The 22,116-nt window shown below is 38.1% G+C and carries 11 protein-coding genes; 2 read left to right on the forward strand and 9 right to left on the reverse strand.

Annotated elements, in window-relative coordinates; all coding sequences use genetic code 11:
* Positions 1 to 91: 91 nt before the first annotated feature.
* On the forward strand, positions 92 to 670 hold the full coding sequence (locus ACOMC3_RS00205) for an RNA polymerase sigma factor (RefSeq protein WP_420317501.1): 579 nt from the start codon (positions 92 to 94) through the stop codon (positions 668 to 670).
* Positions 663 to 1,349 (forward strand): hypothetical protein, encoded by a 687-nt coding sequence (locus ACOMC3_RS00210; RefSeq protein ID WP_420317502.1) that lies wholly within the window; start codon positions 663 to 665, stop codon positions 1,347 to 1,349. Before ACOMC3_RS00205 ends, ACOMC3_RS00210 begins: the two co-directional genes overlap by 8 nt.
* Here the strand turns inward: ACOMC3_RS00210 and ACOMC3_RS00215 are convergent.
* The 9 genes from ACOMC3_RS00215 to ACOMC3_RS00255 all read right to left on the reverse strand — a co-directional run bounded on the left by ACOMC3_RS00215 (position 1,346) and on the right by ACOMC3_RS00255 (position 22,111).
* Positions 1,346 to 4,447, reverse strand: a complete 3,102-nt coding sequence (locus ACOMC3_RS00215) for a CHAT domain-containing protein (protein ID WP_420317503.1) — start codon at positions 4,445 to 4,447, stop codon at positions 1,346 to 1,348. The two genes, ACOMC3_RS00210 and ACOMC3_RS00215, sit on opposite strands and share 4 nt — an antisense overlap.
* Positions 4,448 to 4,496: 49 nt before the next feature.
* Positions 4,497 to 7,496, reverse strand: a complete 3,000-nt coding sequence (locus tag ACOMC3_RS00220; protein ID WP_420317504.1) for a CHAT domain-containing protein — start codon at positions 7,494 to 7,496, stop codon at positions 4,497 to 4,499.
* Between the two features lie 73 nt (positions 7,497 to 7,569).
* On the reverse strand, positions 7,570 to 7,833 hold the full coding sequence (locus ACOMC3_RS00225; RefSeq protein WP_420317505.1) for a hypothetical protein: 264 nt from the start codon (positions 7,831 to 7,833) through the stop codon (positions 7,570 to 7,572).
* A gap of 87 nt (positions 7,834 to 7,920) precedes the next feature.
* On the reverse strand, positions 7,921 to 9,084 hold the full coding sequence (locus ACOMC3_RS00230) for a caspase family protein (protein ID WP_420317506.1): 1,164 nt from the start codon (positions 9,082 to 9,084) through the stop codon (positions 7,921 to 7,923).
* 12 nt (positions 9,085 to 9,096) lie between these two features.
* Entirely contained in the window at positions 9,097 to 18,204 is a 9,108-nt protein-coding gene (locus ACOMC3_RS00235; RefSeq protein ID WP_420317507.1) for a kelch repeat-containing protein, read from the reverse strand.
* 11 nt (positions 18,205 to 18,215) lie between these two features.
* Entirely contained in the window at positions 18,216 to 18,947 is a 732-nt protein-coding gene (locus tag ACOMC3_RS00240) for a hypothetical protein (protein ID WP_420317508.1), read from the reverse strand.
* Between the two features lie 107 nt (positions 18,948 to 19,054).
* The gene (locus ACOMC3_RS00245; RefSeq protein WP_420317509.1) at positions 19,055 to 20,350 is read right to left on the reverse strand and encodes a TRAP transporter large permease; all 1,296 of its coding nucleotides are present in this window, start codon (positions 20,348 to 20,350) and stop codon (positions 19,055 to 19,057) included.
* Positions 20,347 to 21,651, reverse strand: a complete 1,305-nt coding sequence (locus ACOMC3_RS00250; protein ID WP_420317510.1) for a hypothetical protein — start codon at positions 21,649 to 21,651, stop codon at positions 20,347 to 20,349. Before ACOMC3_RS00250 ends, ACOMC3_RS00245 begins: the two co-directional genes overlap by 4 nt.
* Positions 21,629 to 22,111, reverse strand: coding sequence for a TRAP transporter small permease subunit (locus ACOMC3_RS00255; protein WP_420317511.1), 483 nt, complete (start codon positions 22,109 to 22,111; stop codon positions 21,629 to 21,631). The genes ACOMC3_RS00250 and ACOMC3_RS00255 overlap by 23 nt, the downstream gene beginning before the upstream one ends.
* Positions 22,112 to 22,116 lie beyond the last annotated feature (5 nt).

A 22,116-nucleotide genomic window follows, 5' to 3' on the forward strand; every position in this document is an offset into this window, starting at 1 on the left:
ATGTGTTATGGAATCGTCCTTCGGATCATTTCATGTTTTTTTATTTTTATTTGATGGTGTGTTCACAAAATCATGTTTTGACGACTAATCAGTGAAAGTCAGTTTTAGAAAAAGTATAGGAGATGTCTTGACAAGCATTCGGAAGGGAGACCAGCGAGTGATGGAAGATGTGTATTTCAAATACCGAAAGGAGTTTGTAAACTGGAGCCAGGGGAAGTTTGGGATATCAGAGGATGACGCGCTGGATCATTACCAGGATACGATGACGATCTTTTTTGAAAAAATCATGAATGGCAGTTTGACTGAAATTGAAAGTAGCCTAAAGACGTACCTCTTCAGTATTGGGAAAAACAAAGTGAGACAACAATTTGACGAAGCAGCAAGAAAAGAGAAGCACGGAGATGGCCTTCAGGAGCATTATCGTTTTCTGGCTGAAGATAGTGATGCAGCAGTCATATTTGAGGAGGCCAAACGACAAACAGCCGAATTGTTTAATTCAATAGGAGAGGGCTGTAAGGAGATTTTGAGACTGTTTTATTATGAAAAAAGATCAATGAGTGAGATAGCGAGTATCATGGGACATAAGAACGAAGGAGTATCTCGCACTACCAAGAAAAGATGCCTGGAAAAAATCAGGTCAGAGGTAAAAAAACCATTAGCTAATGGATGAGCTAAGAGAAAAATATTTGCAGGGAAAGATGACGGAGGCTGATCAAAAGGCTTTCGAGGAGGGGTTGTCATCTGAAGACAGAGAAGAGCTGGCTTCTGAACTTGGAATCCGGGCAGGTCTGGAGAGTGGTTTCAGGAATGAGTTAAAAGAAAAAGTGGCAGGCTTTGAAAAACGTAGAAATAGGGTCCGAAGAATCAATCCAGCATATATCAGTATTGCAGCCTCATTGTTTCTGGTAGCCTCACTTGTACTCTATTTCACCAAAGATCAAACGACACTATTTGATCAGTATTACGAAACCTATCCAAACTATGAAGTAACTACTGTAAGAGGAGAGGAAGACCCTTCTAATCGCGAAAGAGCCTATTTGGCTTATGATCAAGGTGATTTCAGTGGCGCGATTCAAGCTTTTAATAAGCTTGAATCCATGTCATCAGCCGATTATTTTTTTAGAGGCATCTCACACATTCAAATGACAAATTATGAATTGGCGCTTAAAGATCTCGATCAGGTAATTAGTATCAAGGATGAAAATTACAATACGGCGGCATCTTGGTATACTGCTCTAATTCATCTAAAACTTGAAAACGAAGCGTCTGCAATCTCATTACTTGAAGAATTGAGTAAAGGTGAGTCAGAGTTTGCTTCTATATCGGCAGAACTGTTGTCAAAACTTTAAGCAGATTTTTTCTTACGTCTAAAAACAGTTAAGATCATGGCCATAATCAGTGCTGATGGGATGACATACACAAGCAAATTTGTATCTTCTTCAATAGGACTATTATCTCCAATTAAAACAAATCCACCCCAATAAAAGGGATGTCGCGCTTTGCCTTGAGCGTTAGCAAGGTACTGTTTCCTTGCATTATTAAGTGCCACATCTTTAGTCTGACCTTCATTAAGATTTTGATAAAAATACTTCATTAACTCTGGGGTTGACTTATCAGATGCAGGCCATAGGCTAACAACAGTTGCGGGTACTCCTGCATAGGCAAAAGCTCGAGATAGGGACATTACACCTTCGCCTTTTTTGATAGCTCCAAATCCAGTGTTGCATGCGCTTAATGTTACAAGTTGTGCATTCAGGTTAAGATTATAAATCTCATGAGGATAGAGATTCCCGTCGTTTAAGGAATCATTTTCTAGATTAAAAACAAGTTTTGCACTTTCTGGACTGTCCTCATCAACAATTGCATGAGTAGCTAAGTGAATGATACCATAGTCATGCGCATTTTTCTTAAAATTTGTCTCGGTGGCTTCTTGCTTCAGGTATTGTTTGTTATTCAAAATTTCTGAAAGTGTATTTACTTCTTCTAATGCACCGGGTAGCTTGGCTAATTCACCCCTTACAACATCATTGGATGCTATAGTACTGCTTGTAAATTCCGGAGCAAAACTTATTACTTCTTTGGAACCAGAAGTTTTTTTCTCTTTAAGAAGGAGTGTAATTGAATTGGCATAACTGATATCAAAAACCTCCATAAGGTACTGATCCTCATTAGCTGGTAGTATTTCGAAAGGAAGGTAAAAAAGTGCCCCGTCAGGCACAATGGTTATTGATTGAACATTCTTGTCATTCAAAATATGTCTAATGGAGTCAAACAAAAGTTGATATAGGTGATTTGAATGGGCAGAGAAAGTGGTGTCTTCAACATTCAGAACACTTTTCCGAAAATCCATCACCTTGCTTTGCATCGATATTCTTTGTTCATATCTGACATTGATATTTTTCACAGTATCATCTAGTATGAGCGTATAGTAGGCATTGCCGGTAGTAATTAAATATTCTAAAATGGCTGTTTTCTTCTTTTTCTGCTTCAAATAATTTTGAACTGCTGTAAGAGTTACGGGAGTTGTTTCATGGATTACTGAATAATATTGAGGATGGTTATTTTTAATTCTGGAGGTTAATTCAATCAGCTTATTCTCTTCCTCATAGATGGCATTCTGTATGTCATAGATTTGTTGACGGTCAGCAAAATCATTTGAAATCAATGATAAATATTCAGATTTCTTAAGCTCAATGTTTTTAAAAACCTGTTTTTGCTCCTCTATTAGCTCATTAGGTACTCCAGCGAAAGATTTTGCATTTCTACTCTGAGATTGGATTAAAAGTGCATTTGCTTTAGACCTTTCGTTAAAGTACAACATCTTCTCTTGATAAATTGGATCTTTGGTCTTGTTATACAGGTACATAGCTGACCAAAAGCCAAGTTCCATTGCGCGATGAGAATTTGAAGATGAAAGGAATTTATCCTCAGAGTAAGTAACCTTTCTTAACTCGTTTAGCACAAGAGAGTCTAGAAAGTAAGCACCCTGCAAAGCAGCTTTGTAATATAAATCTGATGAATCAGGTATTTTGTCTGCAAGCGAATACAAACAATAAATCTTAAATGCACCCGCCCAGTAATATTCACGAAAGGTCTCGTATCCTTCTACTAGAGGCCAGCCATATTTCTCAACTGAATCAACTAGAGGGTTATTAGCTTTGAATGAATTATTTGCATCGGATATCCCTTGCCAAAAAAGCCCTAATCGTGTATTGAATTGAGCAAGTTGAAAATAAATTTGAGCCAATGATGCTCCTCGAATTTCTTTTTTTTCAGCGATCTCAATATATAACTCATAATACTTTTTAGCATTAACATAATCCGCTAGAAAATTGTATGAAACAGCAACTGATCTATATGCACTGGCTATTTCGCCATGATTTTCAGGATAAATCTCTTTTTTAATGTCAAGAACTTTTTGAGCCAGCTCAAGCCCTTCTTTTGGTTTACCAGTCTCATTTAAGACTTTTCCAATATATGTCATTGCCCACAATGTTTTTGAGTGCTTTTCACCAAAATTGAGTGAAGCAATCCGATAAGCCTCTTCAGCGCTCTCAAGGCTTTTATTAAGTTCATTTTGATTGTAATAATTGGATGCGAGGACATTGTGATTAGCTGCTAGAATTGGATAATCTGGTCCAAAAAGTAATTCTCTTATTTGAATGGATTTAAAATTGTTTGATTCGCTTTTTCCTGGCTCACGCAACCAAACATTGCATGAAGCTAGATTGTAATAGGATTGTGCTGTGAGAGGATGATTTTCTCCTAAATACTTTTTGCACATTTCAAGGGCTTGTTCGTTTACTTCAAGCATATTTTTATAGAGAGCAACATTTTGATAAAAAGTGCTTAAAGAGTGTAAGAGACGTATGTTTGTTCGAATGCTAGAATCCCCTTCAGATTGAATGATTCTAAGTCCTTCTTCAAGATATTGATACGCTTTTTGGTTCTCTTCTAGTGCCAAATTCAATCGCGCAACGCTGTTTAAAGCCTCAGCATAAATGAGGTTATCAGATCGATATCTGACTTTACGATAATTCAATGATTGTTCAAGGGGCTCAATAGAGTTTTGCAACCTGGTAAGGGATAAGTAACATTGACCAACTATTTGCCTGAAAAAATCTTCATGATCTTTAAGTCTAAGCTCTATGCTTTGATTCATACCATTCTGAGCCAATTGCAAAGATTTGTCATACTTACCGCTAATCATTAATAGCTTAGATATCTCAAATTGCTGATTTAGGTACTTTTCATTATCACCTATTTCCCTAAATATTTTAGCAGCGTTATTCCTTAATTCAATGCTTGAATTATAATTGACGTTTAGCTCTGCTTCAACGGCCTGTAGCACAAAATTATTCGCAACATTTAGTTCCTGGATTTGCCCGAAAGACTTGAACAAAACGAAAAAGAAGATTGATAATAGAGCTAATAGGCGATTTTTCATCTACCTAATTTAAGCAAGCCAGAGAATACTATCAATGGATCACTTTTAGTTAGGAGCTGCGACTCTGTTTTCTCCGATAAACAGTAAGTATCATTACGAACACAAGAATTGAAGGAATTATATAAACAAGCAAGTTAGTATCCTCTTCCAAAGGACTATTGTCTCCAATTAGAACAAACCCACCCCAGTAAAAAGGGTGCCTGGCTTTACCTTTAGCAGTAGCTAAGTATTGTTTTCGGGCATTGTTAAGTGCCACATCTTTGGTTTGTCTAGCTTTTAAGTTTTGATAGAAGTACTTCATTAGCTCTGGCGTGGACTTGTCAGATGCAGGCCATAGACTAACCACAGTAGCCGGTACGCCTGCATATGCAAAGGCACGTGACAGACTCATTACACCTTCCCCTTTTTTGATTTTACCAAAGCCCGTATTGCAGGCACTAAGAGTTACTAATTGAGCTTTCAGATTTAGGTTATATATTTCGTAAGCGTGAAGAAAACCGTCAGCTTCTGGGGATTCTTCAGAAGAATTCTGAAAAACCAATCGTGAATTTTGTGGATTATTGTCGTCGATTATCGCATGAGTAGCTAAATGTACGATTCCATAATCTTTTGCTCTTTTTTTAAAATTGATCTCGCTGGCCTCTGCTCCGATCAGTGTGGTGCTGCTAAATAATGAAGATATTTCGTTTACTTCTTTGTCTGCTCCTGGAATGCTGGAAAGCTTCTTTCTTATTGGATCTATCATATCCTGATTGGCAGAGAAATCCGGGGCAATGGCCAATAGGTTGAATGAAACTGAACTTTGCTGAACGACCTGAGAATTTAATGAGTATGAATACCGGATTTCGTTTTCTTCTAGCAGATATTTATCATTTTGATTAATTAGAAGCTCTAATGGGATAAATGAAAGGCCTTTGTCGGTCAAGAAATTGAGTTTTTTCCCGGATACATTTGAAAGTACAGGTTCTAGAAAAAACCTATAAAGTTCTTTTGATTTCCATTCATAGGAATCATCATTAGGATTGGTGAGTGAGGATCGGAAATCTTCCAAGTCAGGCGTGGGGCCATCAATTTTTATAAAATCATTCTTTTCACCCAGCATTATTACATACCAATTATCTAGTGACTTATTGAAAATAATTGTTGTTTCCTCTGATTTTGAAAGAAAATCGTATTTGTTTATCAGATCTAAAAAAGGGTCATCGTAGATAGTAGAATAGAATTTTGCATTCTGTTCTTTAATTGAAAGATTGATTTCATCGTACCGATTTCTAAGAATACGGAGCGTATCATTCAATTGAACTAAGCGAGAGCTGTCTGACCTACCTGTCCGGTTCAAAAGTTGCTCATACATAGCAATATCCTCTTTGATTGACTTTCTTTCTTCATAGCTAATCTGCTCCAATCCAACATCCCCAAACTTTTCAGCTTCCATCAACCACACCCTTAATTGATCGGATCTCGCCATTTCTGAATAGCCCAGCGCCATTTTTAAATACTTTTGTTCTTGAGTTAAAAAGTACAAAGAGTATAGGCACTCAATAGCTTGCTCCTTAATTCCCTCCCTAATGCTCGATCCGAACGATTCGCCGCTTATGTTTTTTCTTTTTGCATTTATAAAATCCGAAGCACTTTTAAGCGTCTCCATTGTCTGAGTTAATAACTCAAGATTTACCTGATTCGATTTTTGGTAGAGAACATCAGCCTTTTGCAGTAATGCAGCTGCATAATTTTCGGCAAGTTTTATGAATGAAAAATTCTCTGTGTTGATCGATGAATCACCGCTTACATTGATAAAGACTTTGTTCAACACAGCCATGGCTTCTTCATATTTACCTTGCTTCTTTTTTATATCGGCAAGTTCTACTAGCAGGTCATTTAAATATCTGGTTTTAGCTCCATAAGCATCCTCAACCAATTCAATTGCCTGATGAACATACTTTTCACTTAATTCATAGTCCTCCATTTTCAGGAACGCTCTACTAACTGATCGATAAATATTTGCCTCCTTTAAAATTGGCAGGTCGTTGCTTTGCTGTATACTCAGCAGTTGATCAACGATTGATCTGAGTTCATCAAACGCATTTAGCTTTCTTAAGCTAGTCATCTTGTAGACAATGGTTTCAATGAGAAAGACATCATCCATTTCATATTCTTTTGCTACAGCAAGTGCTGTATCCGAATATGCCAATGCTTTTTGGTATTCTCCAAGCTGATTGTGATAGTTTGATAAACTTGAATGCGATAAAAAGTAGGTTCTAGTGTCTCTATCTCTTTCAAGTAAATTTAGTGCCCGGTGGATTAAAAATATGGCCTTTTCCAATTCATAACCACTGCTGGCCACTATCGCCATATTTCTTAAAAGATTAGCCATCTGTGGAGATCCTGATCCAAACTTTTTCGCAACAATTAGTTCTTCTTTTTGTAAAAAATTTAATGACTCATTATAGTTTCCCATCCGCCAGTGAAACATTGCGGCTTTATTGAATGAATTTCGCATAGCTTCATCATTTTCGGATTTTTCAGCATGAAATATTGTGTTTTCCAGATGAAGTTTTGCTAAGTCAGTTCTTCCACTTTGAAGCGCAAAAGACAGAAGTTGAGCATCAATGTAAGACAAAGCATAGTGATTCAACGAGTCAGTTTTAATTAGATCTCTGGCGCTTTCCAATGTTTGTTTAGCATCAGTCGTTTTTCTCAGATTTGCTAGCGCAAACCCCTTCTGAGTTAGCAAATTGATATAGACTTTCACATCACCAGATTCCGCTAAATTCTCAATTTCATCAAAGATTGATAAGGCCTTTTGACTGTCTTTTAGAGTAACCAGAATTTGTCCTTGTTTTACTTTAGCCCGAACAAAAGATGCAGTATCTATTGATTCAAAAAAGGAAGCTGAAGTTTCAAGTTCTTTCAGTGCGGCGGTAATATTTCCAGCTTTATACAAACTGTCAGCTTTGTTGTACCAATCCTTACCCGGCTGCTGTGCAAGAATTTTGTTGTAAAGTATAAATGCAATTAGAAATACACTGGTTTTGGCGAAAAAATTCATCTAATCAATATAGTAACTACTAAATAAAGTGATGCGTTTGAATCAAATAATCTGTGTTCTTTTGCCAGATTTATTAAGCTTTTTTGAATATGTTAAACGCTCTTTTTCTTCTATAAACCGTAAGAATTAATACAATTCCAAGAATGGAAGGGAATAAATAAACAAATAAATTAGCATTTTCAACAGGACTACCATCTCCAATTAAGACGAACCCTCCCCTATAAAATGGGTGACGAGCTTTTCCCTTAGCAGTAGCCAAATACTGCTTCTTTGCATTATTAATTGCTACATCTTTGGCTTGACACAAGGAAAGTAATAATGATAGTTTTTCGCACAAGCTTCAGATAGGTGGATATCTAAACCAAATTAACCAACCTTCAGAATACTATCAAGGATTCCTACAAGAACCCACTATGAAGCTTAATTACCTCGCTATAAACACAAAATCACTGCCGTTTTCATCATGCCCAAAGGCACCAAAACGCGGAGTGGATTTCAGTCGTTCCATGTATGCGTTGATCTCTGCTAAAATCAAAATACGATCTTCTCCACCATTTGATTTCAATGCTTCAATGAAATTCCTTGCAAAAGGAGAGTGACTTCCTGCTACTCCATCAGAAACATATTCTTTACTTCCTGATGTCAGATATTTTCTCGTTTTTTTAGACAGCTTTCTGACCAAATACTCTCTATCGTTTGTTTCCTCATACGCAGCAGATCTTGACGATGCAAGCAAAGGGTCAAACGTTCCACCAAAACAAACATCCATGGTTAAGAAAATATGCTCGCACGGTATGTTATTAATATTACTTCTAATCCTATTGTGAGAGATGTATGAGTTTTTGCTCACATCGTTTCTTAAAGAATTAGTGGCCACCAAAAATCCTTCACCAAAGACATCATCATACTGACCATGACCCGCAAAGAAGATGAGTAATTGATCCTGAGGCTTGTAATTGATCTGAGCATACTCCCTCAATTTAGTCATCACCATGTCCTGATTGGCATCAGTTATAATTTCTACCTTAAAACCATATCGTTCTTCCAGTTCTTTGCCAATAGCCTCAACATCAAATACTGGGTTAACAAGATCTGACCAGTTGTCATATTTGTTAATGCCGAATAGAAGTGCATAGTCTTGTCGATCAGCCATTACGGCATCTCCAATGGCATCCATACCTACTTTAATATTTCTGTACTCCCTTGTTATGCTTCCAGTTGTTGTTTTTGCGACAATCTCAATCCAATTATCACCGTCTAGCATTCGCAGTGTCAAGTCGAAATTGGTACTGTGCTCATCCTCGATATATGCTGTTCTTGAGGCCACCGGTTCTCCTTCTTTTTTTCTTTTAAAATTGAGGACCACACTTTCAAGTGCGTTGGTAGAAGTAATGTTCGCTTTGATTTCTAGCTTCTTCTCTTCAGAATTCGTGTATTCCAAGCGTGGAGATATCCATTCGATTTGAGCGAATGAACCATATAGATCACTTTGTAGGTCTATTTGGACTTCATTGGATCTGGACGATACAATTTGCCCGTTAGCAAAAATTGCCAGCGAGCAAAGGAATGTGCTAATGAATGCTTTCATGATAATATTATTTTATCTCTTAATGATAATTTTCTTCTGATTTGTTGTGAAATCCATGTTTTGGAAAGTCACACCATAGAAATACATACCATCTTTGAGATTAATTTCTTCTATATCAAGCTCAAAAACGTGAATACCAGGTTCATACTTACCTGATGCTAGGGTCTTAATCAGCTGACCATTTAGATTATACAAGTTAATGCTCAAATCATAAACTTCATTATGTTTTGGAAGAAGCAAAGTAATTTGTGCTGTGTTGTTTACTGGGTTTGGATAAATATCCCCCAGACCTAATCTAGTAGGGATAACCACATATCCAGGATCTTCAGAGTAATGAATTGAGAACTTATGACTACTATTCATTCCAAATGAATAAGATCCAACATTGGTCATTTCGATGATTTTACCATTGGTTTCATCAACCAGCCACAGATAGCCTGCATTGTTGATTTCCGGATTCCAGGAGAGCTCAGTCAAACCCGAAACATGGTTAGACTCCAGATCATAGACCCATACATGCTCCGACGAATGAGGTTTTATATCATGGCTGAATTTAGGATAAAAGTAACTATCAACTAAAGAGTACATTTCTAGATATTCTTCAAATCGCGGTACTATTAGCTTATCGAATGGATCCTTTTCATGATCAGCCTGATTGTGCATACCTATCGCTGCAATTTCTTTACTTTTTCCATTCCAGTTGAGGGTTAAACTTTTAATCCAGTTTTGTCCCTCAAAAGCACTCGCGTATTCATACTGTTCAATACGAGCATTGGTCAATCCAGCTATAGGACTGACGTCCACAACAGCATCTAAATCAGCAAAAACAAAAGCGCCACTAAATGGTGCAAGCGTTCTGCTCTCTTTAAATTCTTTGTCGGATGGGTCATAAATAATAAGCCTGCTAATGCTAACTGGTAAATTATTCTCGTCTAATACTTCGTCCCAGTCGATAGTCACATTATATGGATTTCCAATTTGATTCCAACCTTGAATCAGTGACATCTCAAAAGGTATGGTACTATTAGTTTGGCCGGCACCTACGCTGATGGATACTTCATTAAGCGAGTTAAACCAGTATCCTTTTCCAAGATCTATTCGAGTAAACCCAACACCTTGATCTTGATATTGGCCATCTAAATAGGTCATTAACCTCCATCTTTTTTTGTATTGCAGGTCACCCAGTTCGTTGAAGATGGATTGTACCAGATTGTCTTCCAGAATGTACGGAATGCTTATTATGCTCCATTGCCCCAACTCTAGTTCAGGTAAGGTCTCACTTTCCGTTTCTGTAAAGGTGCGCTTGATGGTATTATTATTTGATTCAATGAGTGTCACTTCATCATCTGCTTGTATATCAAATACGACCCCAATTTCGTCGAGCATATTCGGAAGTATTGTGAAGGTAAATTCAGAGGCAGAAACTCTCTCCATAGGAAGCCAATCTGACCATCTTGTGCTTAAGGTCTCCTTGTGGCGTAGCGTGACGATTGGTTCAGCGGCACCTCCAGAAAATGTGATAGTAACCAATGCAGAAGTAGACTGTTCTCCAAACTCATCATTAAATTCCAAGGATGAGATACTTAAAGATTGTGCAGTATTCTGTGCTACCACGGTTATCTCCTCCGAATAAGGTGATTCACCTGAAGCGTTACCCGCCTTCACTCGATACTTATAAGTTTCGCCAGCCGTAAGGTTTTCAACCTTAATTGGATTAGCTGCTGATAATTGCTCATTGTAATGGAATGATTGAAAGTCATCAACAGACACTTCGAGTATGTAATGATCAGCACCACTTGCTGCGTCCCAGTTGGCTGTAAATACTCTTGAAGAAGAATTGGATGCATCTCGTGCAGTAGGTGTGCCAGGAAGGGTTAGCAAATCAAGAATTTGGGCATTTGGTGAATTTCCAGATTCATTTACTGCTCTTACTCGTACTTGATACTCTTCTCCAGCATCTAGTCCGTCGATTACGATTTCCGACTCAGTTGTACTCTGAGCTTCAAAACCTGTTAGAAAAGATAAGAAGAAGTTATTCGATGCATCTATTTCATAAGTAGCTGCACCTTCAATATCCGGCCAGTTAATTATTACTTGATTTTGATCATATATAACATCACTTAAATCTGGCGTGCCAGGGATAGTAATGAAATTACCTTGACCATAGTCAGGCGGATCCATATCCCCACTATTTCCGCTTGCATTGCTAGATTGAACCCTCAGATAATACCTTGTGCCAGGTGTTAATTCATCCAGGACCTGAAAAGCAACTGCTAAGGGGAAGTTGAAAAAAACTGCTGAATCCTCTGAAAATGCAGAAGAAGTGTTCAAGTCCATCAAGTATACATCAGTACCCACAGTTGATTGCCAGTTTATAGATGCTTCTGTTTGAGAAATGTTGTTTACCTGTCCTAAAATTGGTGCTTTTGGCACTGTGGTGAAGGCCAATGTATTTGAGTTAGGTGAAATGCCAGCGTCATTAAAGGCTCTTATTCTTGCAAAATATGTTTGCCCAGGTAATAAACCGCCAACAGTTGTTGTAAGCTCAGATTGGATCAACTCGAATGGAATTCCTCCTTTACCATATCCAGCTAACATAAGGTTGGTATTAACAAAACTTGGGTCGGTACTTACTTCTAAATAGTATCCATTAAAAAACCCGTCCGGAGACTCCCAGTTGAAAGTGATTTCATTTTGTGTAATGGAATTAATAGCCGTTTCGAGGTTGAAAACCGGGGATGCAGGAGTTGTAAGAATATTAATCTTTCCTGATAATTCAGATGAACCTGATTCATTGATCGCAACCAGATATGCATAGTAATTAGTTCCTTGGTTAAGCCCGGTAACGCTCAAGGACGTCTTGGTTTTGGCAATATTTAAATTTGAGTATAACGGCAAATAACCATTTGGATCAGATAGGCCATCATCTAAAGTAGAAACAGTAATCCGATATCCAGTAAGAATTTCAGGTACTTCATTCCATGTTACTAAAGCTGAAGATTGGGTTACTTCCGAAACCACCAATTCAGGATCAAAGGAAGGAGCTTCAGGTCTAGTTAAAAATGGAACTACTTGAGAGTAAGGTGAAACACCTGACGCATTGTATGATTGTAAACGCGCATAGTATTTGGTGCCAGGGTTCAAGTCGATTATTGCCTGATTTTGAGAAACTTCAATCATTTTGTTATCAAAATCCTCGTGAATTAAGGTTGCATCGCTAAATGTTGGATCTTGTGAGACATCTAAGTAGTATCCGTCTAAAATACCATCTGTCACCTCCCAATCAATCGATACTTGAGTAGAAGTCAGATCATTAATTGCAGAATCTAATGAGTAGAAGGTTGGTGTGGCAGGTAATGTCAGAATTGATAATGGGTCAGTAAATCCTGAATTGCCTATTTCGTTAATTGCATTTACTCTATAGTAATAATAAGTTCCAGGATCCAGAGCATCAATGATCGATTCAGGGTTACTTGAAGTCCCATCATATAATGGATCACTAAAATCATCATTAAGGTCAACTTGTACCTGATATTCTCTAGTCCAAGCTTCATCACTCATAAATGAAAACCCATCCTGTCTAATATTTTGAGGGGATTCTACAAATGGCAGACCTGGTGTGAATTTAATTTCCCAAAAATCGTTGAAACTAGGTCCATTTCTTCCGCCAAAAATCCAAAAGCTCTTATCAGTGGTTGCAAAGGACAGGGCTCTTGCCTTAGCAGGTATTACACTTGTTTCGTAAAAATTTCCCTGAGCACCAAATGAACCTGCATCACCAATTTGATCTGAACCACCCATCCACGTCCAAAGATTAGTTTTTACATCATATTTCCAAAGGTCATTCATGTTCCCACGAGCGATTGGACCATCACCATCAATATCTCCATACCCTCCAAAAATCCAAAGGTTCCCTGAATCATCAATCCAGGAGGAGTGACTGTATCTTGGAGGAGGTAAATTATCAGGATGAGCAACGTACTTAGTCCCGTAGTTTCCAAGAGAATTCCTGGTAGTATTACCCCCCATCCAAGTCCAAATATTGGTACTTGGGTCGTATTTCCACAAGTCATTTAAAAGGCCTCTTTGAGATTGGCCATCATGACCATCTCCTCCAAACACCCAGACGTTACCTTCTTGATCAATTCTTCCATCTGTGTACCTTCTTGCTCCAATCGAATTATTTGGGTCTGGCACCCCTAATTCACCATAAATACTTGGTGAATTTTGGAAGTTGTTTCCATTCACCCAGGTCCACTCCAATGTGTTAGGATTGAATTTCCAAAGATCATTGTTATATTCAAAGCTTTCATATCCTCCAAAAAGCCAAAAATTACCTTCTTCATCCGACCAATAAGCAGAAGAGCTTCTTGCTCCAGGGATATGACTAATACTTGGATCTCCTTTTTCACCGTAAACCCCTGCGACATCTATGGTTGTGCTTCCTCCAATCCATGTATACGCTTCTGTTGATGGATCGAAGTACCATAGATCATTTAACCAGGCGATATTGCCAATTTCTGGGTTGTGATTGATTCCGCCGAAGAACCAAAGTTTGCCATCTTGAGCAGTCCATGAAGCTCCGTGCCAGCGACTCTTCGGATCATTGAGTTCGCTTGCTATTCCCTTAGAACCATACACTCCATCGTTCAGGATTAAATCAGTACTTCCTTTGATATATGTCCATGCATCTTTTTTGGGTTCATACTTCCATAGGTCATTGTAAAATCCATTTCCTGTTCCACCAACTTCTGCGCCTCCTAACAACCAAAAATTACCTTCATAGTCACTCCATGCAAGTCCTCCATGTCTTGATCCAGGATGTGGCTTTGATCCAGTCTCTTCCTCATCATAGACTCCAAATTGGTTTCTTTTAGCAGTGGTACCATAACCACTAATCCATGTCCATTCTTTTGATTCTGGTTCGTATTTCCAGAAATCATTGTAGTAGCCGGTGCTTAATTGATTGTACTTATAACCTCCAAAAAGCCATAGATCATTGTTTTGATCGACCCAACCTCCACTATGCCACCTTGCTCCTGGTACATAATCTTTTGATGCCAATCCTGTTTCATTGTAGCTACCTGTGCTACCAGCAAAATCAGACCCTGAGTGCCATGCCCATTGATTTAAAGAAGGGTTATAACTCCACAAATCATTGAGGTAATTATTAGCAATACCAAACTTGTCAAAACCATCTCCGCCAAATAACCAGACAATTCCATCAGAATCAACCCACTGAAGTCCTGCTGAGCGTGCGCCAGGAATATTGGCATCATTATAAACATCCAAAGTGCCATATACACCTCCTGCGTCAACCAGGTCATCACCATTTACCCATGTCCATTCAAGTGTCTGAGGATCAAACTTCCAAAGGTCATTTAAGTGGCCAATTGATCCATCTGAATCGAATCCATAGCCACCGAATATCCAGATATAACCATCACTATCAGTCCAAATATTATGGTTGGATCGCGGACCGGGGATGTTGCCTGTAGATCCAACACCAATCGATCCATATGTTGCCGAAGAATTTGTTGTAGATGATCCACTCACCCACATCCATTCATTTGTTGCAGGATCATATCTCCATAGGTCATTATACCACTCTGTTGGTGCGATATTAGCAGCACCTCCAAAAATCCAAACATAGCCATCAGAATCAACCGCTCCATTCATCGCATATCTGGCAGGAGGCGAATTAGTAGGATCTTGGACATTGAGTGTTCCATAATTTCCAGGGTCATTAGGTGTCTCTGACCCACTTAAAATCTCCCAATTTTTACTTGCAGTTACGATTTTAGGCCAGTGGCCTTCATCCAGAGTTATTGTGGTGGTTCCACCCACGCCCAAAGTACTTAACCAGGTAAAAGTGATAGCAGTACTGTCTGCGCTTCTTGTAATTGGCGATTCAAGTGAAAAATCAAAGTTGAATTGGTCTGTCCCATTGAATGTGGGATTGGTACAAAAATTTTCTAAGAGTGGTCCTGTGACATCTCCTACATCATAATAAAGGTCATATAAACCAAATGAAGCATCATTAAAAGAGTAACCACTTTCGGGTGAACCGGAAATAGTGCCGCTACCGTTAGTTTCTTCTGGTCCAAAAGTAGAGTTGGTTGTGAAATAGGTATAGCTGGAACCTGAAACAGAAGGACACTCAATAATCTTAATTGACCTAGAGCGAAGGGTATTGTAAATGCCGTCTACTCCTCGTCCTCCAAAAACATATAGATTGTTTTCATCAGACCATTCGGCAGCATATGCTCTGCCAATATTATTCTCCGGAAATTCAACACCCTCAACCCAATTAGATTCAGGAGCAATTCCTATTTGATCAAGCTGATTCTTGAAGTAGTTTGATGCATACCCAAGTTTTGCATAAAATGAGCCGTTGGCGTTATCAATTGCTGCATGAAAATCATAATCAAAAAAAACGCCAACATCAATTCCATCTATGAAGAAACGAACACCATCATTTTCACCAACTCCAGTATATAGCTCAACAACAATAGCCACGTGGTGCCATTCACCATTTGTAAGGTTGTACTCTTCGTGACTTTGAATATCAGGAAATCCTTCCACCATGAAAGCCAGCCTATTGTACTTAATAGCTAAAGAGAACATTCCAGGTCCCCAACTTAAAGTTTCATCTTGATTAGCGAATGAGAACAAGGGGCCATTATCCTCTGTTTTAATCCAACCCTCCCAAGTGAAATTATTATCAAAGATCTTAAGATTAGGAATGACCAAATGATCATCCTCACCATCAAAATTGATTGTTCGCGAATTTGATGCTCGATTGAAGTAATCCGTCTCTCTCTTAATCAGAGTGATTCGGTCCCAGTCATGACAGACAACAAAATCAGCAATTCCATTTTTATCTATATCTGTAGTTATGATGTCATCAGAAGCATAATTGATGTTCAATTTGGACGATTCAACAAACGTACCATCATTACTACCCTGGAATATTATAAGTTGATTGTCCGTATTAATGATTATGTCGTCAACATCATCACCATTAACATCCGACAATGTAAAACCAGAAACATAATAATCTATGAACTCTTGGAAAACTTGATCCAGTTCACCAAAAGTGCCATCTCCGTTTCCGAAAATGGAACCAATAGTATTTCCATCATAAAAAATAATATCCTTGTGTCCGTCATTGTTGAAGTCTGTACTCAACATTTCACGAATGCCAAGGCAACCTACAAGAGGGAAGAATGTTCCAGCCGAAAACTCTCCAGTTTGGTCATTTTCATGAAAACCGATTTCATTACAGCCATCAAGGAGCACTGTAGTAGCAATATCTAAATAGCCATCGTTTGTAAAATCCTCGATTAAAAGTCCCTCATTATAATGATCTCCAATAAGGTCAAATGAATAGGAAGTAGGAAAGGCACCTAATCCATCTCCGTAATGGATTTCAATTCGATCTTCACCTACTAAAAGGACTACAATATCCTGAAAAGTATCATTGTTTACATCAGCTATCCGCACCTCACTTGGCTCGGAACCAAGAGGAAAACTTAAATCTGTTGTGGAGGAAAATCCTCCCAATCCGTCGCTGAAGAATAATCTTACTCGCTCATCTCCGGTAGTAACGCCAAAAGCAGCCACGGCAAGATCATCATAAGTATCTCCGTTTAAATCTCCTGCAGCTAATTCCTTCGCATACGAACCTACATCATGCTGCGTTGGAGTGTTTAAATCTCCACTCAGATCATTAATAAATACATTAATAGATTGAGGGTTATAGTTGGCTGTAACAACATCAGGATATGTATCACCATTCAAGTCTGCGCTGACCACTGCTCTTGCATTATTCTCAGAGAGTACAATTGAAGGAGTTACGGTAAGGGTATCTTCAGATAAATTAGATATCTCGCCTTGAAGATCAAAGTTGTTATAAAATCCATTATTTGTTCCAGTTAAATCAGGGAGCTCTGTTTCTGTTGTATTATCTCCACCGGCTGTTCCAACATTAAAGTCATAGGCTAAATCGAGGTTAGTTTCAGATCCAACCACGGTTGTTTTGGCGTAATTTTTTATCTCATTTTCACTTAAAGCTGTGCTCCATACGCGCACATCAGTCATCTCGCCAATAAATACTCCAGGGCGATAGATGTCTTGACTTAAGTTTCCATCTATATCACTCTGAATATCAAATAATACATTATCATTATTACTTGCGCTATTGGCGACACCTTGATTAAATGGATAGTAGGAAACCAGACCGTTTTCGTTTCCTGACAATTGAATTGTATGAAGAGATTTGATTTCACCAGCACTTAGCACTCTATCCCAGAAACGAACTTCATCAATTTGACCTTTAAAAAAGACGGTATCATAATCGGTGGTTGTTGCACCAATAATTGTTGTATGATTATCGTCAGGGTCTTGATCATCACTAAATCCAAACTCTTCTGAACCAATACTTTCACCATCTACATAAACAAAGAATGCTTCCCTTTGAGAAAGTGAACTGCTGATGAAGTTTTCATCTTCCGGTACTTTAGCAAGCGCTACATGGTGCCATTGATTATCAGTTAAAGTATTGGTATTGAATGTTCCAATTTCCTGGTCATAAAATTTATTTATTCGAATTTGATTGTCATTTTGGATCGCAATATTCCAGCCCGCATTATTAGTAACAACAAATGGGGAGAAAGATATGAGCGTACCATTTTGATCTGTTTTAAACCAAAGTTCTACTGTAAATGAGCCAAAATAATCTACAGGATTGTCATCTAACACTACCATATCATTAATACCATCAAATGATAATGAGTTGTTGTAAGACGGTACTTCCTTATCAGTTACCATCTTTCCACTTTCCCATACCCACGTAGATGTGGTTTGGTCATATTTCCACAAGTCATCATAGTATCCTTCAGTTTCTGTTAAGTCACTACCAAACCCGCCAAAAACCCAATAGTTACCTTGACTATCCTGAAAGGTAGACGCACCATTTCTTGGTCCTGGACCACTTAAAATAAGAGAGCTACGAGCCCTTGACGTTTGAGATCCAGATACCCATTTATAAGTGGGAATTTGTGACCAGGTCAAGAATGACATGCTCATTAAAGCAAATAATAATAAATTCTTCTTCATACTTCTTCTCATTATCTTTCTGGTAAATCTGGGGGTCCTGCTATGTCTGGTTCATTGACAGGGATTAAGCTTTTTACCAAATAGTATCCGAAAACACCAATGGCAATACCTGAACCCATTTTGATAAGTAGTGGAAATTTCCGTTTCACTTCAAAAGTCGGAGAGAATACCACTTCATCTCTGTTTCTCTCATCACTTATTTTATACCGATAGTTTTTACCTGGAGGCACATTATTTGGAATCTTTAGCATGGCATTTCCTGTATTGGGCAGTTCTCCAAGACCTCTTACAAGTTTATCTCCCTGATACAAGTCAACATTTAAGATGTTATCTCCTCGACCCCCGGTCCATCGTATATCTGAAATTTTGCCCCTTTTCACTATCATTCCTTTTTCTACCCCATCCAATTCAATGAATGGCACATATATTTGACCCTTGATTTCAACTTTTAATCCATCACTGAAATCTGCTAATTCCTCTTTGATATTCCAGGTTATTGTTTTGTTAGCACCCACAGAAATATCCACACCCACATCACCTGAAACTTTTTCTACGGGCTGGATAAAGTTGTCTAACGAGGTGTATAAATGCATGGAATAACTTCGATCGATTCGCTCATCTATTAGGTTGTAAGAGATGATCATATCCGGCCCCTTCATCTGAATATTGGTTATTTGGACCTCTTGAGCAGAAGCCAAATAGGGAACCAGGGCCATGAGACCCAAAAGCTTAAAGACTTTCATATTAAATTGATTTTATGGAATACTGATTGATGGGGAAATTTTGGTTGACTAAGGCTATTATTTTCAACCTTCAAATTACTAAAATAATATTTTATGATACATCTTTCTTAACCAATAATCGACGGAAATAGGATCAAAAAAGTTAAAAAGATTAGTTGTATAATTACAAAGGGAATGATGCCTTGATAGATATGGCTGGTTTTCACTTCAGAAGGTGCCACGCCCTTAAGATAAAAAAGAGCAAAGCCAAAAGGGGGTGTTAGGAATGAGGTTTGAAGGTTGACGGCTAATAATATTCCAATCCAAATAAGATCTACACCTAATGTTATAAATATCGGTGCAACAACAGGGACAAAAATGAAGACAATCTCAATAAAGTCGATAAAGAACCCTGAAATGAACACGATGATCATCACAAGGATTAAAAATGAGGTAGCATCCAAATTGGCATTTTCAATAAGTTGAAGAAGGAATTTATCACCTTCCAATCCTCTAAAAACCAATGAAAATGCAGTTGCACCAACCAGAATCATAAACACCATTGAGGTAATCATGGTGGTTTCTCTCATCACTCCTTTAAGTATTTTCAAACTAAACTTTTTGTTTACAACAGCTAGTATAAGCGCACCAAAGGCACCAACACCAGCGGCCTCAGTCGGAGAAGCTATTCCGGCGAAAATTGAGCCTAGTACTATGAGGATAAGAATAAAAGGAAATAAGAATGACTTGAGTACTTCAAGAGTAAACCCATCCGAACGAAACTCTTTTAATTGTTCTTTTGATACTTTAGGAACCCTTTCAGGAAATATTTGTCCATAAATAATGATGTAAAGCAAATAAATAATTACGAGGCATATCCCTGGTACCACTGCAGCAAGAAAAAGGTCTCCAACAGATACATTAAGAACACTCCCCAAAAGAACCAATACCACGGAAGGAGGTATTATTTGTCCCAAAGTTCCTGATGATGCTATTACACCTGTACTAATCCTAGGGCCATATCCATTTTTTAGCATTGTGGGTAGACTTATCAACCCCATTGTGACTACTGTAGCACCAACAATTCCTGTAGATGCAGCAAGCATGGCACCAACAACCACGACAGCAATTGCCAATCCACCTCTTATTTGACCAAATAGCATGCTCATTGTGTATAGAAGTCGTTCTGCTATGCCTGATTTTTCAAGCATCATCCCCATGAAGATGAATAGAGGGACAGCAAGCAAAACGAAATTTTGCATGGTTCCATAAATTCTCAAGGAGAGGAGGTAAAAAAAATCCATGTCAAATACGATAAGGCCAACAAGTATGGAAAGTCCACCAAGCGTAAATGCAACAGGGTAGCCTAATAGGATAAGCAGAAATATTGCACCAAATAATATAAGTGGTAAATACTCAATCATTCATTATCATAGATAAAGTAGATGTTGCTGATTGTTTGCAAAGAATAATTTTCCCTTTCGACCACATTTTTTGCAGCGGTTATCATGTCTGTGGTATCTATTCCTACTCGTAAAAAATGAGCACCACGGTCATATTTAGTCAGATCGATAAACGTGGTGTATCCAAATTCATAATTTCTTGGATGCTGAGTTTTGAACCATCTTAAATCTTCTACTTTTTGATCATCGATGGAAACAGAAAGTCTATTATTAAAAAACCGGCTGATTGAATCAGAGGATAGAAAATCCCATTTAGTTTTGTTCAATTTCCCCTCCAAACTATACAATGCCTCAAAAGAACCTATGTCTCTTAGGAAAACCTTTAATGTATTTCCTTGAATTATATCAGACTGGATGGTTGTTACTAGGTGATCGTTCGTATTTCTTGTGTTTTCATAATTGGCAGCATTATAGTCGCCATCAGCATTGCTGATATAGTAGTTATCACGTTTATTGTCGCTCACTGAATCTTTTAAATACATGAAGCCACCTGTCACACCCAAAACAATAAAAGGAATCAGATATGATTTCCATCCTTTAATATTTGAGATAAGAACTAAAAGTGATCTCCTGTATAAGAATGATAAAGTGACAATGCGAAAAAAGTAAGCCACATAATAAAACCAATCTGCAGACCAATTTTTCCTCCTGAAATAACCATTCGTTAGAAAATCTATGAATACGATGATGCATAGTAGGAAGTAGAAGAGGATAAAAAAGAATAGTGGAACAGCTAAGTAGGTATTGGAATTCATGTACGGTAACATGAATTCAATGAAGAATAGAAATGAAAAAAGTAAAGCCCCAAAGCCCACCAGTGTGCCAAAAAAGATGAAAGAAATACCATAAATAATGGAGGAGAGTTCTTCAAGGCGTAGCACCATTTTCACCAAAGAGCCATTCTTAGTCAGCTCTTTTTTGAAATTACCTTTAAAATTCAGTGACTCCTGATTTACACCTCTGGGAAATACATAACTGAGTCCTACTGAAGCGACCCAAATACCCCGAACCAAAATATGTAAGATGTATCCATAGCTAAGTAGTTGGATCGCGTTTTCGAGTAAGCCAAATAGTTTATGTATCCGACTTCCTCTGTCGAACGTTTGAAGGGAAGTCTGCTCAAGGTAATCAGGAACCTGAAACAAGGCATACAAAACCAATGCAGATATTAGAAGCTCTGCCTCCCAACTATTGAGTTGGATGGTTTTCAACCACCTTGGAGTCACTTCTTCTTCTGTATTATGCTTTCTCTTGTTGTCCATTGATTATGATAGTTACCGAATTAATCATTAATGAAATTCCCTGAAGGCCTAGTAGCAAAAACCCGAGAGGGATGGTGGATTTGATGATCCACCTTGCAGGCAATCCTCCTGGTTGTGGACTGGTTTCATTGAGCAGAAATGAAGATTGAACAAAGGATAACGACTCCCAAAAAGCAACAAAAGAGAAAGGAAGAAGCAAGAAAAATGTGCCAATTAAATTTACCCACGCCTTAGATTTGGGTGAAAACCGGTGATAGAAGACATCAACTCGAATATGCTTGTCTTCACTGAGCGTATAAGCCGCACCTATTAAGAATATTGCAGCAAAAAGGTGCCATTCCATTTCAAATGATGCCGCTGAAGTGATACTTAAGGTATATCGAAGAATTACATCAACAACAATGACAAGTACGAGAATTAGCGTCAGCCATGAAACAGCCTTGCCAATCGCCTTATTCAAAGTAT

This window comes from Ekhidna sp. (assembly GCF_965212185.1).
Classification (GTDB): Bacteria; Bacteroidota; Bacteroidia; order Cytophagales; family Cyclobacteriaceae; genus Ekhidna.